This is a genomic window from Mesobacillus harenae (genome assembly GCF_013343715.1).
Lineage (GTDB): Bacteria > Bacillota > Bacilli > Bacillales > Cytobacillaceae > Mesobacillus_A > Mesobacillus_A harenae.
Window position 1 is genome coordinate 170345 of the sequence record NZ_JABUNR010000008.1, and the last position, 19040, is coordinate 189384.

Sequence of the window (19040 nt, forward strand, 5' to 3'; positions counted from 1 at the left end):
GATGGCTTTTTCTCTTAGTGAGACTTTAAATAAATTGGATTTAAGTGTACAGCTAACGGGTATAGAAAGGGCAAGCATGAACATATGCAGGCTTTATGGTAAAATCCGGATCTTATTTTGCATTTTATTATCAAATGCAGATGGTTGAACTATTTTAAGCGTACTTTTGCTACAATCAAAAAGGAAAATAGTTTTGTTTATTGGATGTGTTAACATGAAGAAATTATTATTTAGCTTGGTGTGTCTGCTTATCTTCTCACCAATAGGGGAGATGGCCAGTGCAGAGCATTTAGAGGAGCTCAAGCTAACAAGTGAAGCAGCTGTGCTTATGGATTCCCAATCAGGCACTTTGTTGTTTGGGAAAAATGAAGAAAAACGAATGTACCCCGCCAGCTTGACAAAGATTGCTACAGCAATTTACGCAATTGAAACAGGAGTTATCGATGATGTTGTAACAATAAGCAAAAGAGCCGTTATGGCAGACGGCACTAGAGTTTATTTGAATGAAGGAGAAAAAGTACCTTTAGGGAAACTCATTGAAGGAATGCTTGTTAATTCGGGGAATGATGCAGCAATTGCAATTGCCGAGCATTTGGACGGATCAGTCGAGCAGTTTTCAGCGAATATAAACAACTATTTGAGTGAAACGGTCGGAACGAAAGGAACCCATTTTACTAATCCTAATGGGCTTTTTGATGAACACCATTACACCACTGCAGCGGATTTAGGCTTAATCACAAATCATGCTATGAAAGATCCTCTGTTTCGTGAGATCTTTGGCAAGAAAACTTTGAAGTGGAAGGGTGAATCCTGGGAGACAGTCCTTCATTCACATCACCGTCTTCTAAAAGGGGAGATACCTTTTGAAGGAGTAACAGGTGGAAAGACAGGCTTCGTTAATGAAGCAAAACAGACATTGGCCACCACAGCTGACAATGGGGGGATAAAACTTACAGCAATTGTTTTAAAAGCAGATTTCAAAAGAGATATATACCAGGATACAATGAATCTTATTGATTTTGGTTTTGCTCATTTTAAGACAGGTCTGCTCTATGAATCCTCGTTATTCAATGAAACTGAAACTTCATTTACGTTACTGGAGGATACCTTTATAACGGAGCCGGTAACGGGAAGTGTTAAAAGCGTAAGTGAAGATGGCTGGCTAACAGTCGAAAATGATAATGGCGAAGTGATTCAAACAGTAAAATTAGAACCATCTGAAGTGGAAAAGAAAGTAAAGAAGGAAAATACACAAAAGACTGTAGAAAAAAGCAGCATTTTGGACATTAATCCTGTGCTTGGGCTAGCTTTTATAGCTGCTTGTATCTTTTTGGTTTTAGCTGTACGCAGACCAAGGCGAAAGCGAAGATAGATAGGAAAAAGCCATGGGAAATCCCATGGCTTTTCTATTTTAACAGAGAAACTGCAAGGAGAAGAATAAAAGAGATTCCAATCATAACAAGCACCCATAACCAAGCCATCTCAAGGTTGCCGGATTCAATCGCAATATATATGGCTGTGGGAGCTGTTTGGGTTCTTCCTGGGATATTGCCTGCAAACATTAAGGTTGCTCCAAATTCCCCCAAAGCCCGCGCAAAGCTTAATACTACCCCGGTGATGATCGATTTAATCGATAAGGGTAGGGTCACAAATAAAAACACCTTCCACTCGCCAGCTCCGTCCACTTTCGCAGCTTCTTCAATCCCCTGATCAATACTGTTAAATCCCGTTTTAGCCGATTGATACATCAAGGGAAAGGCCACAACTGTTGATGCGATAACCGCTGCCCACCAGGTGAACATAACGGATTGATTAAATAGCTGCTCAATGAACGCCCCCATAGGGCTGTTAATCCCAAAAATGATAATTAACAAGAAACCTACAACTGTAGGTGGAAGAACTAGAGGGAGAGTTAACAATGTCTCAATAACTGTTTTCCCGAAAAATTGAGACCTAGCCATCAGCCGTGCGGTAAATAGGCCAATAATAAACACGATTATAACAGAGATTGATGCAACCTCTAAAGATAATTTAATCGGGATCCAAAAGTCGGTATTCATAAGATCAGTCCAATACAGTAAATCCATATTTTTCAAAAGTTTCTCTAGCCTCTGGGCTTTCTAAGAATTTCAAGAAGAGACTTGTTTCATCAGGCTGTTTCGTGGATGAAACGATTCCGGCAGGATAAATGATAGGGGCATGCAGGGAGCTGTCGAAAGTTGCTGCCATTTTTACTTTCTGTGATTGCAGGGCGTCGGTTTTATAAACAACACCGGCATCGACATTATCTGTTTCTACGTATGTTAATACTTGTCGAACATCTTTTGCCTGAATTATTTTACTCTCGAGTTGATCCCAAAGGTTTAAACCCTTCAAAGCTTGCTTTGCATATAGACCTGCTGGAACAGATTCAGGCGTTCCAATTGAAATTCTTTTAAACTGATCCTGTAGGAGGTTTTCCAATGTTACGTGCTCATTATAATGGGATTCAGAAACAACAAGCACTAATTCATTTCCAAGCAATTGAACATGGCTGTTTATTAGGTTATCATCAACAAGCTCATTAAACTTGCTCTCTGCTGCTGAAATAAACATGTCGACTGGTGCTCCTTGAATAATTTGCTGCTGCAGCGACCCGGAACCGCCAAAATTAAACAGTATTTCAATCTCTGGGTGTTTTGCAGTAAAGTCGGCAGAGACTTGGTCAAGGACTTCTTTCAAGCTTGCAGCTGCTGAGATGGTAATTTGATTTTCTTCAGAAGTTAATTCTGTCGAACAGGAAGTCATTGTGAAAATGAAGCATATGATTCCTGCTATGGCTAGCCGCATTCTCATAGTTTCATCCTTCCGTAATAAAAAGAATAGATCAATAAAATAAATTATATCTAATTATATCGAATAGATTATGTAAAAGAAATCACAAAGTACCAAAAGCATAGTAAAAAAGAGAGAGTAAGAAGCTAAAAGGAATTGAGCATCGAAGGCTTATGCGCTTTCTACTACGGACTGGAAGGAGGACAAAAAAAACTGCCTTACGAAGCCGGCAGTTTTGAAACACTATTATAAACTGGTTTTTTGATCTACTTGGCTGCAAACCTCTTCAGCTGTCAGCCCATTTGCTTCAATAACCGATCCTTTTGTAAACGTATCAGACATTCCCATAACGTTTGAATCAAGCCCGGTGACAACGCAGCAATCACAGCCCTCGGCATCAGATTCCTGGCGCAAATCAATGACATCATGGCCCCGGTCACGAAGTGCTTCGGATATGTTAGTAAGAGACTGTTCCACACCTATTTTCGCCATTATTACACCTCCTCCATTTAGTAAGCTTTCCATTAAAAGTAAAGCTTATTCTTATATAACTTGAATAATGGGGTGCGCTTTAAGTAAAAGTAAACAGGGAGGTGTTTTATTATGTCTAAACGAAAAAAGGATCCTTCAAAAGCCGAGCTAGGATCTGCTCAGGTAGAAGGGCAAGGAACGACGAATGAAGAGACCGGGCAATATCGGGCTTCTTCATCACGAAGAAAGCAAAAAAAGCATTAGTGACAAAACAAAGAGTCTATGCTTATTAGGTCCGCTCTTAGGCATAAGCCATGCTCTTCCATAAGGCAAAAAACGCCTTCTTGCAGCCCCTGTCATATGCTGGTCGGGGCTGTACGAGGCGCTTTCGCTTTTCTTTATCCAGCTGCAATGCCTAGCCCCTCGAGGCATAAGCCATGCGCTTCCATAAGGCGTTTTCGCTTTTCTGTCTTAATACATTTCGGCTACTGTTTTTTGGAGGTTTTGGTCTTCTAAATATTCATCATAAGTCATTTTTTTATCGACCAAACCAGAAGGTGTTATTTCCAAAATTCGGTTTGCGAGTGATTCAATAAACTGGTGGTCATGTGAAGAGAAGATCATAGACCCTTTAAAGTTAATCAAGCCGTTGTTAAGGGCTGTAATCGACTCTAGGTCTAAATGGTTTGTCGGCTCATCAAGCAAGAGCACATTTGACCCGCTGAGCATCATTTTAGATAACATACAGCGAACCTTTTCTCCACCGGATAAAACGGATGGTTTTTTCTGAACTTCTTCTCCAGAGAATAGCATTCTGCCTAAAAAGCCCCTTAAGAAACTTTCACTTTGATCAACAGGTGAAAATTGGCGCAGCCAATCAACAAGGGAAGGTTCGTCCCCGGTAAAATACTCAGAGTTGTCTTTAGGGAAATAAGCTTGGGACGTAGTAACCCCCCACTTAAAGGTACCGCTGTCTGCGTCCATCTCTCCCATTAAGATTTTAAAGAGTACTGTTTTTGCAGTTTCGTTCCTGCCAACAAGTGCAATCTTATCTTCTTTATTCATAGCAAAACTAATGTTATCGAGGACTTTTACTCCATCGATGGTCTTCGTTAAACCTTCTACCATAAGCAGGTCGTTTCCAATTTCTCGCTCTGGGGTAAAGCCTACATAAGGATAGCGGCGTGATGACGGCCTTATATCGTCCAAAGAAATTTTATCAAGCAGCTTCTTTCTCGATGTTGCCTGTTTTGATTTAGAGGCATTTGCACTAAATCGGGCAATAAATGCTTGAAGTTCTTTGATTTTCTCTTCTTTTTTACGATTGGTATCTTGAGACATCCTAAGCGCTAGCTGGCTTGATTCATACCAAAAATCGTAGTTTCCGACATAGATTTGAATTTTTCCGAAATCCAGGTCTGCAATATGTGTACAAACTTTATTTAAGAAGTGACGGTCATGGGATACGACAATTACAGTATTTTCAAAGTTGATTAGAAATTCTTCCAGCCATTGGATCGCTTTGATATCAAGGTGGTTAGTCGGCTCATCTAAAAGAAGGACATCTGGCTTACCAAACAAAGCTTGAGCAAGGAGAACTTTCACTTTGTCTCCGCCGGTAAGTTCAGCCATACGCTTATCGTGAAGTTCCTCACCAATACCAAGACCTTTTAAAAGAATAGCTGCTTCAGATTCAGCTTCCCAACCATTCAATTCAGCAAATTCACCTTCTAATTCAGCAGCTTTCATGCCGTCTTCATCAGAAAAGTCAGCCTTCATATAAATGGCATCCTTCTCTTGCATTACCTCGTAAAGCCTTGTATGGCCCATAATAACAATCTTCAGGACTTGCTCTTCTTCAAATTGGAAATGATCTTGTTTCAATACGGCTAAACGCTCGCCTGGTGATAGATTAACACTGCCAGCCTGAGGTTCGATTTCACCGGAGAGAATTTTTAAGAACGTGGACTTTCCTGCTCCATTGGCTCCAATCAATCCATAGCAGTTGCCGGGAGTGAACTTTATATTAACGTCTTCAAACAGTTTACGGTCACCATATCGTAATCCTACATTATTTACAGTTATCATTTAATTTACAGCCTCCAACTAAACATAATCTAAAGAATTATACCACTTAACAGGAAGATTAGCTAATTTTTAAAAATTAACTGCCAATAGTTCAAATTTAATGAAGGGATATAAACAGAGATAGAGAATTATATTACGGACAAAAAGAAATATTTTAAATTTAAAACCTCTAAAAATCAGTTTCTAAGTGAAAGAGAAAGGGAAGGTAAACCGTATAGTTATTAAATTATTTTATATACATAAATTGGAGTCAAAATAGCGTTTGAACCAAGGCCATACAAGGAAGTCTTTTTTTAGATTCATTCAACACAACATAAAACTTAAAACGCTGTGTTAAATAGAATCTGTGGGTAAGGATTAAACTAGGAGCTCCTCTTAGTGTTGAGAACCCAGCAAACTGGGGATCAGGCAAATAAACGTTCTTTGCTTCTGTCCAAAGAGACTGAAATTTGCCAAGTTCTCAGGAGGTGCAATATACAGTTTTTGGAAGAGTAAACTCCTAACAATCCCGATAAGATCGAGGGCAAAAGGGTGGGAAGTCGTTCTATTACTTTAGCAGTTTGGACTGAAATGACTCGAGGAGATAGGTGTTTCAGCTTGACTGACTCAAAGACTCGCCCCCGGAAAGCAAGGAACTGCAGCCGAAACCCATAGCCAATTTTAACAAAGCCTCTAATAAGCGTGCTTTTAGTTTTAAAGATTGAAAAAAGAAGAATTTTTTGCCTCTTTTCATACTTTCTTCATAAATTTAATGTAAAATAGTAGGCAAAGAAGCGAACAAAGGAGTTTTTTTATGGCTACAAAGCAAATAGTCGATTTGGTAAACCGTTTAAGACAATCGGGGATAAAAGTCAGCTTAACTAAGCCCAAGTCAGAATTTTTCTCTTTACAGAAGACAGAAAAACACCCGCCTACCGTTAACTCACATTAATATAAACCTGCTGTTCGCAAATATTGCGGCAGGCAGGTTTTAACGGTTTTATTTTGTTTTAAATGAAGCCTGTTAAACCACCTTCAGTACATCCAATCAAAAAAAAGCAGTGAGTTTCGCTCACCGCTTTCCGCACTATATTTTATACTTCTTTCATAATAGCCTTAAAAACTTTCGCTTTATCGAATTCTTCCCCCATCGGAAACTTTTCTAAAAATCTGTTATCTCCGTCTATTAAGTATGTGAAAGTACTATGAATGTAGAATCCATTACCTGGATCGCGGTACTGAAACTGAAAGGTGTCTGCTACAGTTTGAATTTTTTGGAGATCCTCCTTTATCTTTGCCGGATCGCCAGTTAATAGCGTCCAATTCCCATCATTTTCTATCTCAAACGTCTCCATGTAGTTTTGTAACACTTCGGGTGTATCACGATAAGGGTCAATAGTGATGGTGAGAAATTCAACTTCGCTTCCGAAAACCCCTTCCTTTTGCAGATCTCTCTTTAGTTGATTCATCTTTAATGTAGTTGTTGGGCAGATATCAGGGCAATGAGTATAAATAAATTCTACCAGCTTGATGGTTTTATTATTTGTTTCCCCAAAAGTGTATTTTTCCTCATTCATTGTTACAAGTGTTATATTGTCAGGTATTTTTGCATTTGCATCCCGGATCATGAAAAAGGAAATCCCGGAGGCTATACCAATTGCTACTATAATGGTGCAGATAATATAAACTTTCTTCAAAAATTACACCCCCTTCTTTTATAAGATAAATAAAAAACAATTGAAATCATATGGATATTCTGTGACAAAGTAAGTTAATCCCCATTATTTTCTTTTGTTATTACGCCGAAATTAATGGCTCTGTTAAAGAACATTGTTGATTTTTAGCAGTGTTGATTGAAGTGAAGGCGATCGACTCCTGCGGGAGCAGCGGTATAGGGGAGACCCCACAGGTGCTTCAGCACCGAGGAGGCTTCCCGACCGCCTCGCGGAAAGCGAGCGCCTGGAACGAAAATCAACAGCTAAGCTTAACAGAGCTAAATTAATAATAACTGTGACAAGTGACTATACCAGCTAACATGAAATAAATAGGATATATAATGTAAACACTTAAAGGAGGTATTTCTATGAGTGCTGGATATGGAGGCGGTTTTGCCCTAATCGTCGTGCTGTTTATTTTATTGATTGTAGTTGGCTCAGCTTATGTAGGGGGCGGGTACGCTGGAGGTTACGGCTACTAAACTTTAAACTCTAATATAAAAGCCGGGGGTCCGCCTCCGGCTTATTTGCTATGGATTATTATCCCTAGATGACAAAAAGCGTTTTTTTTAATGTTTTCTTACTCAATATTACAATATTCAATGGGACAATTTTCACAATCAATTTTCTTTTTTAAATAAGTTAAATCGTGGATGACTATTTTTTTTCTTTCAATTGAAATTATACCCTCATCACGCAGCTCTCCAAGCATCCTGCTGACACTCTCCCGAGCAGTCCCGCAATAATTCGCTAAATCTTGATTAGTAAGAGGGGTGCTTATACAAATGCCATTCTCACTTATGACCCCATAGCTGTTGCTAAGCCGGATTAATGTGGAATATAAGGCGCCTTTTTTCCCATGCAGGACAAGGTCCCTGAACTTTGTAATGGTTTTTCGGATATGGTCATTCATCCATTTGAAAAATTCATATGCCAGCTGGCTATTATTAAAGATCAGGCGCTCCAGATCATCTATATTTACAGCAGCAGCTTCTCCGCTCTCTATTGCTTTTGCATTGAACATGTATTTTGGATCGGCGGTGAATAACGTTAGTTCTCCTACAATATCATTACCGCTGCATAATCGAAGGAACAATTCTTTACCTTCTGCATTCATTTTAGAGACCTGGACTTTCCCTGACAGGATAATGAACATTTCCTTCGCAGGCTGTCCTTCCTGAAAAAGGTAGGATCCTTTTTTGAAGCTGACTGTTCGTTCTGCGGACCGCAAAAGCTCACTCAATTCTTGAGTAAGAGAGTTTTTGTATTCCTGCAATGCCATTTAGTCTCCGCCCTTTCTACGTAATTTTCTCGTTTATTTCTATTTAAAAGAAATCTTATCACTAGGTCAATAGAGATAATGTGAACGTTTTTCCCTTTAAGGACAATTAAATATGTAGGAGTGATGAACTTTAGTTTCCTGTGGGAAAAGTCACTGCCTAAATCGACTCCAAAGTTCTAGGATAGAAGTATAGAATCTTTTAGTCTCAAATTAACCGTAGCAGGGGGAAAAGTGTTGTATTTCGGCTGGAACTCAGTCTCTAGCTTTCCAATCAACGCAGCCGCTAATTCAGCCGTGAACTTTAATACAAGTTTAATTTTAAAAAGGCTTTTGTACTGGCACTATTTATTTCTCACATTAAGGGAGGAAAATTAAAAATGGAATTATCAAGAAGAACTTTGCTAAAAGCAACGGCTGTTTCAGCGGCAATGGCGATGGCAGGCTGCAAGTCGAAGGATGCAGTACAGGGAGCCGTTAATGCAAACACGATGGCTGCTGTTGAACCAGATGAGTGGAAGGCTTCAGTTTGCCGTTTTTGCGGTACAGGATGTGGGGTGCTTGTTGGAATTAAAGACGGCAAAGTTGTAGCAACTAAAGGTGATCCTGAAAATCGTTCGAACAAGGGGCTAAATTGTATTAAGGGCTACTACATAGGAAAAATTTTATTCGGAAAGGACAGGCTGACAAAACCCCTTATACGCGAGGATAAAAGCAAAAAGGGAACAATGGACGGATTTCGTGAGGCAACCTGGGATGAAGCTCTTACACTTGTAGCAAGCAAGCTGAAGGAAGCACATGAAACAGATCCAAAATCGATTGCATTCTGGGGCTCGGGGCAGCAGACGATTATGGAAGGGTATGCATCCGTTAAGCTATGGAAAGCAGGACTCTTAAATAACAATATTGATCCTAATGCCCGTCTCTGTATGGCAAGTGCAGTTGCAGGGTTTATGACTACGTTCCAGTCGGATGAACCTATGGGATCATACCGTGATCTTGATGAGGCTGATGTATTTGTCACATGGGGAGCGAATATGGCAGAAATGCATCCTGTATTGTATTCCCGTCTAACCGCAAGAAAGCTCTCTGCAGTAGGGACTGTTCATTATGATCTTACTACAAGGCGTTCAAGAACTTCCGAAACCGCTGATGTAATAATGGAATTCAGGCCACAAACTGACCTGGCAATTGCAAATGCAATAGCTAATTTCCTGATTCAAAATGAGTTATATGATAAAAAATTTGTAAATGAACATGTCCAATTTAAAGCGGGAACGGAAAATCTGGGGCATACCTATGAAGATAACTACGAGGCAACTGAGATAGGTAAAACAGCAGACTTGGATTGGAATATATCTTTTGATGAATATAAGAAGATGGTCAGCTTTTACACATTGGAAAAAGCAGCAGAGATCTCGGGAGTTGCTGCAAAGGATATAGAGGCACTGGCAAAAGAATTTGCCGATCCAAACCGCAAAATCATGTCTTTATGGACTATGGGAATGAATCAGCATACCAGAGGTACCTGGATCAACAATCTAGTTTATAATCTTCATTTACTAACCGGGAAAATCAGCAAGCCTGGTAATGGACCGTTTTCGCTGACTGGACAGCCTAGTGCCTGTGGGACTGCAAGGGAGGTTGGAGTTTTCTCTCATAGGCTTCCGTCAGATTTGGTTGTTAAAAATCCGGAACATCGGCGTTATACAGAACTAATATGGAATCTGCCAAAGGGCTACCTGGATCCAATAGAAAACCCAGGCTATCATACAGTCAAAATGTTCCGTGAATTAGGAAATGGCAATGTTAAATTCCTATGGAGCATGTCCAATAACTGGGGACAGACCATGCCTAAATTAAACCGGTTCAGGGGCAATGATAAAGATGGAAAGGGTGTTATTGACGGCTTTATTGTCGTTTCTGAGGTTTATCCAACCCGTTCGACGGAACTGGCTGATGTTGTATTTCCAGCAGCAATGTGGGTAGAGCGCGAAGGGCAATTTGGTAATGCAGAGCGTAGGACTAGCATATTTGAAAAATGTGTAGACGCACCCGGAGAGGCAAAATGGGACCTATGGGTGATCGTGCAAGTTGCCAAACGTGTACTTGAAGGAAAAACGATTGGTGACAAACCAGCATTTGAAGTTTTATTTGGAAGTATATGGGATAAAACGAAGAATGACATGATTGAGGATCAGCGTCAGGTTAATAAAATACTGTGGGATGAATATCGTTCCTTTACAAATCCTCATGAGCATCCTAATCAAGAAGTGCAGGAGTTAGGATTTAAACTTAAGCTGAAAGCGAAGCAAATGGCTCCATATGAAGAATATATAAAGCAGCATGGCATTTGTTGGCCTGTCCGCAATGTAAACGGCGCTTGGGTAGAAACAAGCTGGCGCTACGCCAATGGAAAGCAAGCTGATGGATTTGACCAAATTGGGGTAGAAGAGTTTGGTAAAGCTGGAAAGTACGACAATATCGATTTTTACAAGTCTACCGACCACCGTCCGACCGTCTTTTTCAGGCCTTTCGAGGACGCAGCTGAAATTCCTGATAAAGAATATCCATTCTGGCTGAATACAGGGCGGGTCCTTGAACATTGGCATAGCGGTACTATGACAAGAAGAGTTCCAGAACTTCACAAAGCTGTACCAGAAGCTTTATGTGAAATCCATCCAGATGACGCAATGGCATTGGGAGTTGTAACAGGCAACATGGTTAAGGTAGTTTCAAGACGAGGGGAAGTCACGGTAAAGGCTACTACAAAAGGGCGGGGGAACCCTCCGAAAGGTATGGTATATGTACCTTTTTTCGCAGAAGAAACGTTAATTAACCTAGTGACTCTGGACGCATATTGTCCAATATCTAAACAGCCAGACTTTAAAAAATGCGCTGTAAAAGTTGAAAGAGTATAAATGGGGGGTTAGGTAATGAAGAAGGAATATTTATTTCTGGCTGGATTTATTATTGTACTTGCAGCGGCTATACTGGTGTCCAATGATTTTCAATCTGATCAAACGACAACTGAAAAACCTCCTGCAGCTGAGGCTACTGAACAGGAAGTTCTCGTTCAATTGACGGAAGAGGGAAGGGAAGATGCCTCAACAATGGGCCTTATTGGGGCACCGCCATTACAACATGTGAGTCATATTGACCGCTGGAATCCTGAATTGCGCCATGAAAGTTGCTTGACTTGTCATGCTGATGTTTCAACAGGTGCTCCTTCCCCGCCGGCCGACCATTATTATGATGAAGATGTAAAAGGAAACGTTTTTAGAGACAATTGCATTCAATGTCATGCAGAGCAAAGTGCTGTAAAGACGACATGGAAGAACTAGAAGAGGTTGATTGATCTGATCTCAAGTAAAAAGGCAGAACGATTCTGTGTTAGGAGGGGTAAAAATGGTTATTTCTGGAATATATATTAAGACTATCCCCGGTGCTGCCAATTTGGCTGCAGAGGAGCTCGGACAGGTTAATGGAGTTGAAGTTCATTTTATTGAACCCTCTGAAAATAAAATTGTCATTACACTGGAAACTGACACAGTTGACAGAAGCTATCGGACAGCAGAAGGCTTCAAGGATATCAGTGGAATACTTGCGATATGTCTTGTTTATACCAATTTCGAAGACGAACCGGCTTATCAGAATGGGACAATAACCCAATGACTGAAGAGCTTACCCGCAGAGCGTACCTCTCTTTGAATTTGAGTGCAGCTGTTGGATTTCTAGGAAATCTTATCGCCCCTCAGCTCCAGATGGAAAGGAACTTTTTTAGGCCCCCAGGTGCTTTAGATGAATTGGAGTTTCTAACATCCTGTACAAGATGCAATTCTTGTGTGGAGGCTTGTCCGGAAAAAAGTATTTCCTTATTTACAAGTAGCAATGGGACAAAACTGATGAACACACCCTTTCTGGAACCGAACTTGTCTCCTTGTACGTATTGTGGAAAATGTAGGGACGTTTGTCCAACAGAAGCCTTGAGCAAAATAGGGCTTAAATTCAATTATGCTATTGGTCATGCAAGGATCAACAACAACAGTTGTATTGCCCTTAAAGGTGTAATATGTGATTATTGTGAGCAATCTTGTCCCATCGAAGGGGCTTTGGTTTTTCAAAAGGGTAAACCAGTTATCAGTGAGAATCTATGTAATGGGTGTGGGATTTGTGTAGCTCACTGTATATCAGAAGATAAAGGGATTTTTATAACTTTGCCTTAAGTTTGTTTGCAAGAGAAAACATTTTACAGGTGCGTCATCATAATAACGCCTATTCAATTAATTTGGATGGGTGTTTTTTATATTCCAGAAAGATTGATTATTATTGGGAAATCCTATACGTTGTGTGGTCTAATCAAACCATTTCTTAGATTAGGGATAAAAAGATGACCCCTGTATAATCAGAGATCATCTATTAAAAGATGCATAGGTTATTTAAAAAATAGCTTTTAGAAGGATATAGTTGATAAATCCTGAAGTCTTCGTTTTAAAATTTACTTAAAATCCAGTCCCCAACTACCCCGCCTAGATACACGCCGACAATACCTAAAACACCAGCTAACACAGGTGGAGCTGGAAGAGGCAGTCTGAAAAATTTAAACAATATGCCGACCATTAAACCAGCAATTACTGCTAGAATTAACTCTCTCATAAGTACAAGTACACCGCCTTTAAATTAATTGGGTGACACTATATTTGTGTCCTATGTATTCTTTTTTATTCCCTCTACACAGCTGGCCAGGTCAACAGACGTCAGACGACCTGAAGCAGATATTTATTTTAGCATGAAAGCATCAACCTAATAAAGGAGTTTTTTATTGGAGTAGTATTCGAGTCGGCTACTATTGGTATACGTGCTTAATTTTTAATCATGATTCAACTACTTTCATGGGAATTAATTTTTAAAGATTAATCCTCTGTGTTTAAATAATGTTAAAATAGGAATTCAGGAAAAATACGGTCGGAGGTTCTTTAGATGGAACAGCTTGAAAGAAAACGTATTATCGGGCTTCAGGGATTTTACCTATTTGCATTTTTTGGATTCGGTGGTTTGTTCCCTCTATTAAGTGTTTATTTAAGCGATGTTGAGAATCTAAACGGCTATCAAATTGGCGTTGTAATGTCAATAAGTCCTATAATAATGATTTTTTTTCAGCCAATATGGGGAATATTGGCAGATGTCACCAATTCACCAAAAAAACTGCTTACGCTCGCAACATTTTTAACAGGGATATTTGGCCTGGGCTTTTTGTTTTTTGGTGATTATTATTGGTTTATTGCAATAGCAATTCTTGTTGCTATTTTTCAAAGTGCTATTATCCCGCTGTCAGACAGTATTTCACTAAGATATACTAGCAGGGTAGGTGTGAATTATGGCAACATCAGACTTTTTGGTTCGCTCGGATTTGGAATGGCAGTGTTTATTATGGGAAGGCTGTCAGAGCAGAATCCATCCGTTATTTTCTATGGGTTCTTTATAACATTAACTTTAGCCTCCCTTTTGGCATTCTGGCTTCCGCAAGAATTGGCTGTAGAAAAGGCACAGCTGTTATCGGGAATAAAGGAGATTTTACGTATTAAGAAATTTCTTGTTTTTCTTGTTATAACATTTTTGATATTTGGCCCAAATCTAGCTAATAATGTTTATTTTGGATTGTTTGTTGAAGATAGAGGGGGTACATATACGGGTATAGGAATTGCTTTTCTTATAGCTGTTCTTTCTGAGGTGCCTTTTATGCGTGTTGCTGGGGCCTGGATACGGCGCCTTGGTCTTTTGCAAGTTGCTGCAATTGCCGGTGTAGTATCCCTGTTACGGTGGCTGTTTTATTTCACAGAGCCTAGTATTGCATTGATTTATGGATCAGCAGTTATCCAAGGTTTTTCTTTAGGTCTTTTTATCCCTGCTGGACTTCAGTATATTAGGGATATAACGCCTATTAAAATGACGGCAACCGCTATTACGCTATACTCTGCAATCGGGAATGGTCTTGGTAACTGGTTCAGTACGTTTGTTGGCGGCATCATCTTTGAAGAGATCAATATTTATGCTGTTTATTTATTTTTCGCTTTCTTAGCATTTCTAGGAGTATTATCCACATTATGGCTTCTGAAAATGGAATCACGAGAGGCAGAGGCTAGTTCTCTCGGTATGACTATCAAATAATAAAAAATTCGTTAAAGCTAGGTTTGATAGGCTATGCTCTTTTACGTGTCAATTTTAAAATATAAAGTCAGGATGGACAAGCCGCTTCTTTGTCGGAGCCTCCAGTTTGCTCGTATCTAAACGGTCGTCTTTGCTTTTCGTTGTCCAGCTCCGCCTCCCAGAAACTCGGCAAACTTCAACTCCTCCTTCAGAAGCAAAGGACGCTTCTTTGTCGGAGCCTCCAGTTTGCTTCGTTTCTAAACGGTCGTCTTTGCTTTTTTTATCATAATCTTTTTTTTTTGACAGATAATAAGAATGTTTGTTTTAGCTTGATTCAGGAGGAGGAGTCGCCCCATTATGGGGTTTATAGGATTTTGCTGAACTTGCAAGGGTTACTTTGTAGCTGAGTTTCAAACTTTAGTTAATTATACTGGAGATGTAGATCCTCGTACTTTGATTGAGGATGTAGTTAAAAATGCGAAGCCAGAAATTGAAGAATTGGAAAAACTGTTATAAGAACATCGAGTTAACTGCCGCCTACCCCCCTGGCGAGCGAATGCAGGGCTAGAGCAAGTTCCTCATGGAGCTCGCTTGTGCTTGCCAACACCCTTTCAAAGGATTTAGCAGCCGGACTGGTCAGTTACAGCGGTGTTTTGGGTCAGAGTCCCAAGGGAAGGTATTGCATCCATGTACGGGCAGTTCCATAAGAAAAAAGCCCAGTATGCAATAAGGTGCCTTAAGTTATTGGAAGAAAATGGATAGCTCATTCCTTCGCCTTTCCATATACCCCCGGCAGACTGTTAACAGGGAGTGAATAAAATGTCAGAACGTGGTGAATTTCAAAGCAATGAGGGTCAATATAAAATGCCTCCAAGCCTGAGAAAGAAAAGGACCTCCTCTTATCGAGTAGGCTATACTGCAAGCACAGGGAATGAAACAGGAAACAAATCTGAGCCCGGCAAAAGATCTGATTGGGAAAACTGAAATAAAAGGCTGCCATACTGCAGCCTCTTATTTTGCTTTAGCTACTATTCCATTATGGACCTTAATATAGCCGGACCTGAGGATATCAAGGCCATTATCATAGAGGTACAATCCCATCTGCTCAATACTCATTAATTCACGATAAGTATGATTCATCACGTCAGCCATAATTTCGTAGTAGAGCTTTGATTTAAGCTGTACGCGAGGAGTTGTCATAATGATGTACCCGCCAGGCTTCAAAAATTTCCTATGCCATTCAACTACTTCAGCTTTATGGCTGTCGGGAAAATGCTCCAGCATTCCAACACTTAGAATGATATCAAATTCCTGGCCAAACGTTAGATTTCGGATGTCATCTACAATGTAATGAATTTCAAAATCAGACTTCCGATAAACCTTTTTGCCGCCAGTTAACTGGTTAACTCCAAGAAAAGGGTAGCTTTCAGGGAATTCCGCAAAACGTGTATCCTTACAGTAGGGGTCGTAATCAACAAAAACAGTTTCACCTCCGGGATACATGGCACTGAGCTGCATTGCTTCGTATCCTTCGGCTGCTCCTAAAAATAATATCCTTGGCTTCTGGACGTCAAGACCCTCAAAAAGAGCTCTTTTCCCGCGAGGATCCCATATCCCATCTTCCACTCGGTGGGCATAATTCCACAGTTGGATCCGCACAAAATCGCCAAGAGCCGCCTTAGTTTCCGTTGGTTTAAACCGGGTCAAGCTGTTAAAAAATGCTTTCTTCTTTTGATCTATTTCGGCTGGGACATCTTTCACAAACCATTCATGGAATGACCGGTTAAACATCGTCCAAGATGTATGGGCAGGAAGGTCCTGCTGATTCTCCTTTTCCCACTCCTTCTTTTCCCGTGCGAATGAAGTCACCTCATAGGGCTTCCCAATTTGAGACCAACTGAGCTGAGACCAATCACTAACCGTATTTAATTTTACAAACTTATTATATTCTTTTTCATTGTATTCTCTTAAATCAATTCGAAAACTTGGGGTAAGTTCAGTTTCGGAAAATTCGGTAATTGTATTCCTTTCCACTTCAAGCATGTTATCATCTCCCTGTAACGGACTTATTAACGTGATTATACATTATTTATCTAAAAATTCAAAAAATAATAAAGAAAGATAAGGTTTAATCTGTGACAACCAGTATATGCATAGAAATTTGCAGGCATATTTGCTTAAGGTAAATGACTGACAATGGATCCTACAAAAATGAGAAAAAGCACAACCAAGAGTTGTGCTTTTTCTCACCTATAAGGAGATTTGCCTTTTTAAAGCTTCCCCCGAGATATCGAGCGAGATGGAACAAGGGTGCCTTTCTTTATATAGACAAATCCACCTTCTAGTGCAGAGCCAATGACGAATCTTGAAGATGCTGTTAAGACTTTCATTGCTTACCAGTCCTCCTCTTTACTATTGGCCTTGCGTTTTTTTATACCCGAATTAGGAGCAGTAAAACTGAGACAACATTGATTTCCTTTTTTACTTATTAAAATTGTTAATTCTTAACAGTGATAATTCGATTGAAGGCGATCTAACGGAATATGCACAGGACCTTTCCCTCGTGCGTTGCGACTCTGCAAATCAATAAGCGGTGAAAGGGGAGACCCTCTATGCTGCTTTAGTACCGAGGGGGCCCTCCAGACCTTCCCGGGGAAAACGAGCGCCTGGAACGGAAAGCCAAATTTAACAGAGCCTTTACTTAAAGGTAAAGCGTTTAACCTGTCAACTTCTTCATCAGTTCCCTAATGTTTGATTGTGAGTTTATAAAAGAAGAAACAGCCTTCAAATGTTTCTCCTTTTCGGGGGAGGATCTTTCCAAGAAAAGAAGCAGTGACTCATCGAGATTATTAAAGTCAATGGCAAAGTCTTTGTTTATAATCAGGTTTTGATTCAATAGGAACTTTTGGTTCATCTCTTCCTGACCAGGGAGAGGCTTAAGCAAGCAAATAGGCAGCTGCTTTAGCAAGCATTCACTAATCGTTACCCCGCCTGGCTTTGTTAAGATTAAATCCGCTTCTTCATACAGCCGGTTCATTTCATCTCGGCATGAAATATAATCCGCTGCTACAATATTGGGATGTTGCAGATCAGTTATTTTCTCAAAAAGAGTGCGGTTTTGTCCACACAATATTGTGTAGGTGATTCGCCCCGTTTTCCCAGCATGTGTGATCATTTTTTCAATGGGACCAACCCCAAGATTTCCCCCTGACACAATGACTTTATAGGAGCTTTTCTTTTGGGCCTCCTGCCTTCCTGTAGAAATTTTAGGATGGACAGGTATTCCTGTAACAAATATTTTTTCCTGGCTAATGCCACGCTCTAACAAAAATAGTTTTGTTTCCTCACTTGGAACAAAGTGGTAATCGACATCGGTAATTCCCCAAACTGAGTTTATGAAAAAGTCAGTATAGGAGTTCACTACTGGCACATTAAGCATTTTTTTGCGCTTCATTTGATTCAAAAGATAGGACGGAAGAGCATGTGTACAAATGATTAAATCAGGGTTTTCCTCCTTAATTAGAGCAGAAATACTTTTATGAAAAAGTAAATCATATAACAGGTTTTTATGAGACCTGGACCGGCAAGCATTGCTTTTGTAAAGAATACTGTAAAAAGAGGGAATGTTTTTAATCATTGATAAGTAAATTTTAGAAATCAGTCTTTCACAAGCTCCATAAGAATACTGGAGAATGTCTACCTTTTTAATATCATACTTTCCGCCGTCTTCTGTTAAGTATTCGGATAATGCATCAGCAACCTGATGATGTCCCGAAGCAATTTGCAAGAAAGGCAAAAAAAGGACCTTTTGCATCAAAAAACACCCTTTTTAATTTAGTATGAAGGGCAGCTGGCGTTTTCATTCTTATTTTTAAAAACCTTTCATTTCCAATTTAAAAACGCGAAGATTGATTATCCTATACATGTAACCGTTTTGAAAGGAGCAAGGCACAAATGTTAATCCGCTTGTCCATTTTATCAGTCTGGCACCTTATTGATCCTTTGTATTACTGGTTCACCCGACTTCAGTATATTGAAGCTTCTAATAAGAAAAAAGCGGTTTTTCGGGTAAGACTGACAAAATATAAGGGAAGAGATATAATCCTGTCAGATGGAACATCTATAGCTAAAAATGATGTGCTTGTTAAAGTTCATTTGCACAATGTAAGGCTTTTGAGTGAATTGATGAAGACTGAAAACTCACTTACAAAAGGAAAAATCATTATTAAACAGGTATTAGAGTCAATGCCCTTACTGGCTGACTACATAACGAGTCATCCTAAAGAGCAGAACATTAAAGGTGTGATTGGGATCACAATGATCAACAAGGGAGTGAAAAGGCTTGGTTTTGAAACATTCGAGCCAGCGAATAGCTTGTATAAAACCGTAAAGTGGCTGACCCAGCTTCCCATCTTATTTTTATCATCTTCTAATTCATCATTAACAAATTTAAGTAAGCAACGTCCAATTTATTTACTTATGTCAAAGGAGCAGCTCATTGACCGCTATTCACCTGAAAAACAAGTTCGCTAAAGCTGCCAGCAACT

General features: G+C 39.8%; 20 protein-coding genes. 11 read left to right on the top strand and 9 right to left on the bottom strand.

Annotated elements, in window-relative coordinates; translation table 11 throughout:
* The first annotated feature begins 214 nt into the window (after nucleotides 1–214).
* Complete coding sequence (locus HRJ06_RS11675; protein ID WP_174733098.1) at nucleotides 215–1372, top strand: D-alanyl-D-alanine carboxypeptidase family protein; 1158 nt, start codon at nucleotides 215–217, stop codon at nucleotides 1370–1372.
* Between the two features lie 34 nt (nucleotides 1373–1406).
* On the opposite strand, the gene modB is transcribed toward HRJ06_RS11675, so the two are convergent.
* The 3 genes from modB to HRJ06_RS11690 all read right to left on the bottom strand — a co-directional run bounded on the left by modB (nucleotide 1407) and on the right by HRJ06_RS11690 (nucleotide 3306).
* Entirely contained in the window at nucleotides 1407–2060 is a 654-nt protein-coding gene (modB, locus tag HRJ06_RS11680) for a molybdate ABC transporter permease subunit (RefSeq protein ID WP_174733099.1), read from the bottom strand.
* 4 nt (nucleotides 2061–2064) lie between these two features.
* Nucleotides 2065–2835: a molybdate ABC transporter substrate-binding protein gene (gene modA / locus HRJ06_RS11685; RefSeq protein ID WP_174733100.1), complete on the bottom strand. Its 771-nt coding sequence runs from the start codon at nucleotides 2833–2835 to the stop codon at nucleotides 2065–2067.
* Between the two features lie 225 nt (nucleotides 2836–3060).
* The gene (locus tag HRJ06_RS11690; protein WP_174733101.1) at nucleotides 3061–3306 is read right to left on the bottom strand and encodes a YkuS family protein; all 246 of its coding nucleotides are present in this window, start codon (nucleotides 3304–3306) and stop codon (nucleotides 3061–3063) included.
* Between the two features lie 111 nt (nucleotides 3307–3417).
* On the opposite strand from HRJ06_RS11690, the gene HRJ06_RS11695 reads away from it, so the two are divergent.
* Nucleotides 3418–3549, top strand: a complete 132-nt coding sequence (locus HRJ06_RS11695; protein WP_174733102.1) for a YuzL family protein — start codon at nucleotides 3418–3420, stop codon at nucleotides 3547–3549.
* A 207-nt stretch (nucleotides 3550–3756) separates the two neighbouring features.
* Here the strand turns inward: HRJ06_RS11695 and HRJ06_RS11700 are convergent, their stop codons facing one another.
* Nucleotides 3757–5373 carry an ABC-F family ATP-binding cassette domain-containing protein gene (locus HRJ06_RS11700; RefSeq protein WP_174733103.1) on the bottom strand — a complete coding sequence of 539 codons (1617 nt, stop codon included), beginning with the start codon at nucleotides 5371–5373 and terminating at the stop codon, nucleotides 3757–3759.
* Nucleotides 5374–6166: 793 nt separating this feature from the next.
* Here HRJ06_RS11700 and HRJ06_RS11705 point away from each other — a divergent pair.
* Entirely contained in the window at nucleotides 6167–6304 is a 138-nt protein-coding gene (locus HRJ06_RS11705; RefSeq protein WP_174733104.1) for a hypothetical protein, read from the top strand.
* Nucleotides 6305–6446: 142 nt separating this feature from the next.
* Here the strand turns inward: HRJ06_RS11705 and HRJ06_RS11710 are convergent, their stop codons facing one another.
* On the bottom strand, nucleotides 6447–7049 hold the full coding sequence (locus HRJ06_RS11710; RefSeq protein WP_174733105.1) for an SCO family protein: 603 nt from the start codon (nucleotides 7047–7049) through the stop codon (nucleotides 6447–6449).
* 386 nt (nucleotides 7050–7435) lie between these two features.
* Here HRJ06_RS11710 and HRJ06_RS11715 point away from each other — a divergent pair, with 386 nt between their 5' ends.
* Nucleotides 7436–7549 carry a YjcZ family sporulation protein gene (locus HRJ06_RS11715; protein ID WP_174733106.1) on the top strand — a complete coding sequence of 38 codons (114 nt, stop codon included), beginning with the start codon at nucleotides 7436–7438 and terminating at the stop codon, nucleotides 7547–7549.
* A gap of 98 nt (nucleotides 7550–7647) precedes the next feature.
* Here the strand turns inward: HRJ06_RS11715 and HRJ06_RS11720 are convergent, their stop codons facing one another.
* Entirely contained in the window at nucleotides 7648–8349 is a 702-nt protein-coding gene (locus HRJ06_RS11720; RefSeq protein ID WP_174733107.1) for a Crp/Fnr family transcriptional regulator, read from the bottom strand.
* A gap of 377 nt (nucleotides 8350–8726) precedes the next feature.
* Between HRJ06_RS11720 and napA the strand changes: the two genes are divergently transcribed.
* The 4 genes from napA to HRJ06_RS23700 all read left to right on the top strand — a co-directional run bounded on the left by napA (nucleotide 8727) and on the right by HRJ06_RS23700 (nucleotide 12572).
* Complete coding sequence (gene napA / locus HRJ06_RS11725; RefSeq protein WP_174733108.1) at nucleotides 8727–11267, top strand: nitrate reductase catalytic subunit NapA; 2541 nt, start codon at nucleotides 8727–8729, stop codon at nucleotides 11265–11267.
* Between the two features lie 15 nt (nucleotides 11268–11282).
* Nucleotides 11283–11690, top strand: a complete 408-nt coding sequence (locus HRJ06_RS11730; RefSeq protein ID WP_174733109.1) for a nitrate reductase cytochrome c-type subunit — start codon at nucleotides 11283–11285, stop codon at nucleotides 11688–11690.
* A 64-nt stretch (nucleotides 11691–11754) separates the two neighbouring features.
* Complete coding sequence (locus HRJ06_RS11735; protein ID WP_174733110.1) at nucleotides 11755–12021, top strand: chaperone NapD; 267 nt, start codon at nucleotides 11755–11757, stop codon at nucleotides 12019–12021.
* Between the two features lie 89 nt (nucleotides 12022–12110).
* Entirely contained in the window at nucleotides 12111–12572 is a 462-nt protein-coding gene (locus tag HRJ06_RS23700) for a 4Fe-4S dicluster domain-containing protein (protein WP_422392730.1), read from the top strand.
* A 265-nt stretch (nucleotides 12573–12837) separates the two neighbouring features.
* Here the strand turns inward: HRJ06_RS23700 and HRJ06_RS11745 are convergent, their stop codons facing one another.
* Nucleotides 12838–13002, bottom strand: coding sequence for a XapX domain-containing protein (locus HRJ06_RS11745; protein ID WP_174733112.1), 165 nt, complete (start codon nucleotides 13000–13002; stop codon nucleotides 12838–12840).
* Between the two features lie 324 nt (nucleotides 13003–13326).
* Here HRJ06_RS11745 and HRJ06_RS11750 point away from each other — a divergent pair, with 324 nt between their 5' ends.
* Together HRJ06_RS11750 and HRJ06_RS11755 are read left to right on the top strand one after the other, a co-directional pair.
* Nucleotides 13327–14514, top strand: coding sequence for an MFS transporter (locus HRJ06_RS11750; RefSeq protein WP_174733113.1), 1188 nt, complete (start codon nucleotides 13327–13329; stop codon nucleotides 14512–14514).
* Between the two features lie 798 nt (nucleotides 14515–15312).
* Nucleotides 15313–15477, top strand: coding sequence for a hypothetical protein (locus HRJ06_RS11755; RefSeq protein WP_174733114.1), 165 nt, complete (start codon nucleotides 15313–15315; stop codon nucleotides 15475–15477).
* A 27-nt stretch (nucleotides 15478–15504) separates the two neighbouring features.
* Here HRJ06_RS11755 and HRJ06_RS11760 read toward each other — a convergent pair whose 3' ends face one another.
* Both HRJ06_RS11760 and HRJ06_RS11765 read right to left on the bottom strand, forming a co-directional pair.
* Entirely contained in the window at nucleotides 15505–16536 is a 1032-nt protein-coding gene (locus HRJ06_RS11760) for a class I SAM-dependent methyltransferase (protein WP_174733115.1), read from the bottom strand.
* Between the two features lie 673 nt (nucleotides 16537–17209).
* Entirely contained in the window at nucleotides 17210–18307 is a 1098-nt protein-coding gene (locus tag HRJ06_RS11765) for an MGDG synthase family glycosyltransferase (RefSeq protein ID WP_174733116.1), read from the bottom strand.
* A 146-nt stretch (nucleotides 18308–18453) separates the two neighbouring features.
* On the opposite strand from HRJ06_RS11765, the gene HRJ06_RS11770 reads away from it, so the two are divergent.
* Entirely contained in the window at nucleotides 18454–19026 is a 573-nt protein-coding gene (locus HRJ06_RS11770; RefSeq protein ID WP_174733157.1) for a YkoP family protein, read from the top strand.
* Nucleotides 19027–19040: the final 14 nt, after the last annotated feature.

Coding starts and splice junctions, on each gene's coding strand:
- HRJ06_RS11675 (WP_174733098.1), top strand. CDS start 215: ATGAAGAAATTATTATTTAGCTTGGTGTGTCTGCTTATCTTCTCACCA.
- modB (WP_174733099.1), bottom strand. CDS start 2,060: ATGAATACCGACTTTTGGATCCCGATTAAATTATCTTTAGAGGTTGCA.
- modA (WP_174733100.1), bottom strand. CDS start 2,835: ATGAGAATGCGGCTAGCCATAGCAGGAATCATATGCTTCATTTTCACA.
- HRJ06_RS11690 (WP_174733101.1), bottom strand. CDS start 3,306: ATGGCGAAAATAGGTGTGGAACAGTCTCTTACTAACATATCCGAAGCA.
- HRJ06_RS11695 (WP_174733102.1), top strand. CDS start 3,418: ATGTCTAAACGAAAAAAGGATCCTTCAAAAGCCGAGCTAGGATCTGCT.
- HRJ06_RS11700 (WP_174733103.1), bottom strand. CDS start 5,373: ATGATAACTGTAAATAATGTAGGATTACGATATGGTGACCGTAAACTG.
- HRJ06_RS11705 (WP_174733104.1), top strand. CDS start 6,167: ATGGCTACAAAGCAAATAGTCGATTTGGTAAACCGTTTAAGACAATCG.
- HRJ06_RS11715 (WP_174733106.1), top strand. CDS start 7,436: ATGAGTGCTGGATATGGAGGCGGTTTTGCCCTAATCGTCGTGCTGTTT.
- HRJ06_RS11720 (WP_174733107.1), bottom strand. CDS start 8,349: ATGGCATTGCAGGAATACAAAAACTCTCTTACTCAAGAATTGAGTGAG.
- napA (WP_174733108.1), top strand. CDS start 8,727: ATGGAATTATCAAGAAGAACTTTGCTAAAAGCAACGGCTGTTTCAGCG.
- HRJ06_RS11730 (WP_174733109.1), top strand. CDS start 11,283: ATGAAGAAGGAATATTTATTTCTGGCTGGATTTATTATTGTACTTGCA.
- HRJ06_RS11735 (WP_174733110.1), top strand. CDS start 11,755: ATGGTTATTTCTGGAATATATATTAAGACTATCCCCGGTGCTGCCAAT.
- HRJ06_RS23700 (WP_422392730.1), top strand. CDS start 12,111: ATGGAAAGGAACTTTTTTAGGCCCCCAGGTGCTTTAGATGAATTGGAG.
- HRJ06_RS11745 (WP_174733112.1), bottom strand. CDS start 13,002: ATGAGAGAGTTAATTCTAGCAGTAATTGCTGGTTTAATGGTCGGCATA.
- HRJ06_RS11750 (WP_174733113.1), top strand. CDS start 13,327: ATGGAACAGCTTGAAAGAAAACGTATTATCGGGCTTCAGGGATTTTAC.
- HRJ06_RS11755 (WP_174733114.1), top strand. CDS start 15,313: ATGTCAGAACGTGGTGAATTTCAAAGCAATGAGGGTCAATATAAAATG.
- HRJ06_RS11760 (WP_174733115.1), bottom strand. CDS start 16,536: ATGCTTGAAGTGGAAAGGAATACAATTACCGAATTTTCCGAAACTGAA.
- HRJ06_RS11765 (WP_174733116.1), bottom strand. CDS start 18,307: ATGCAAAAGGTCCTTTTTTTGCCTTTCTTGCAAATTGCTTCGGGACAT.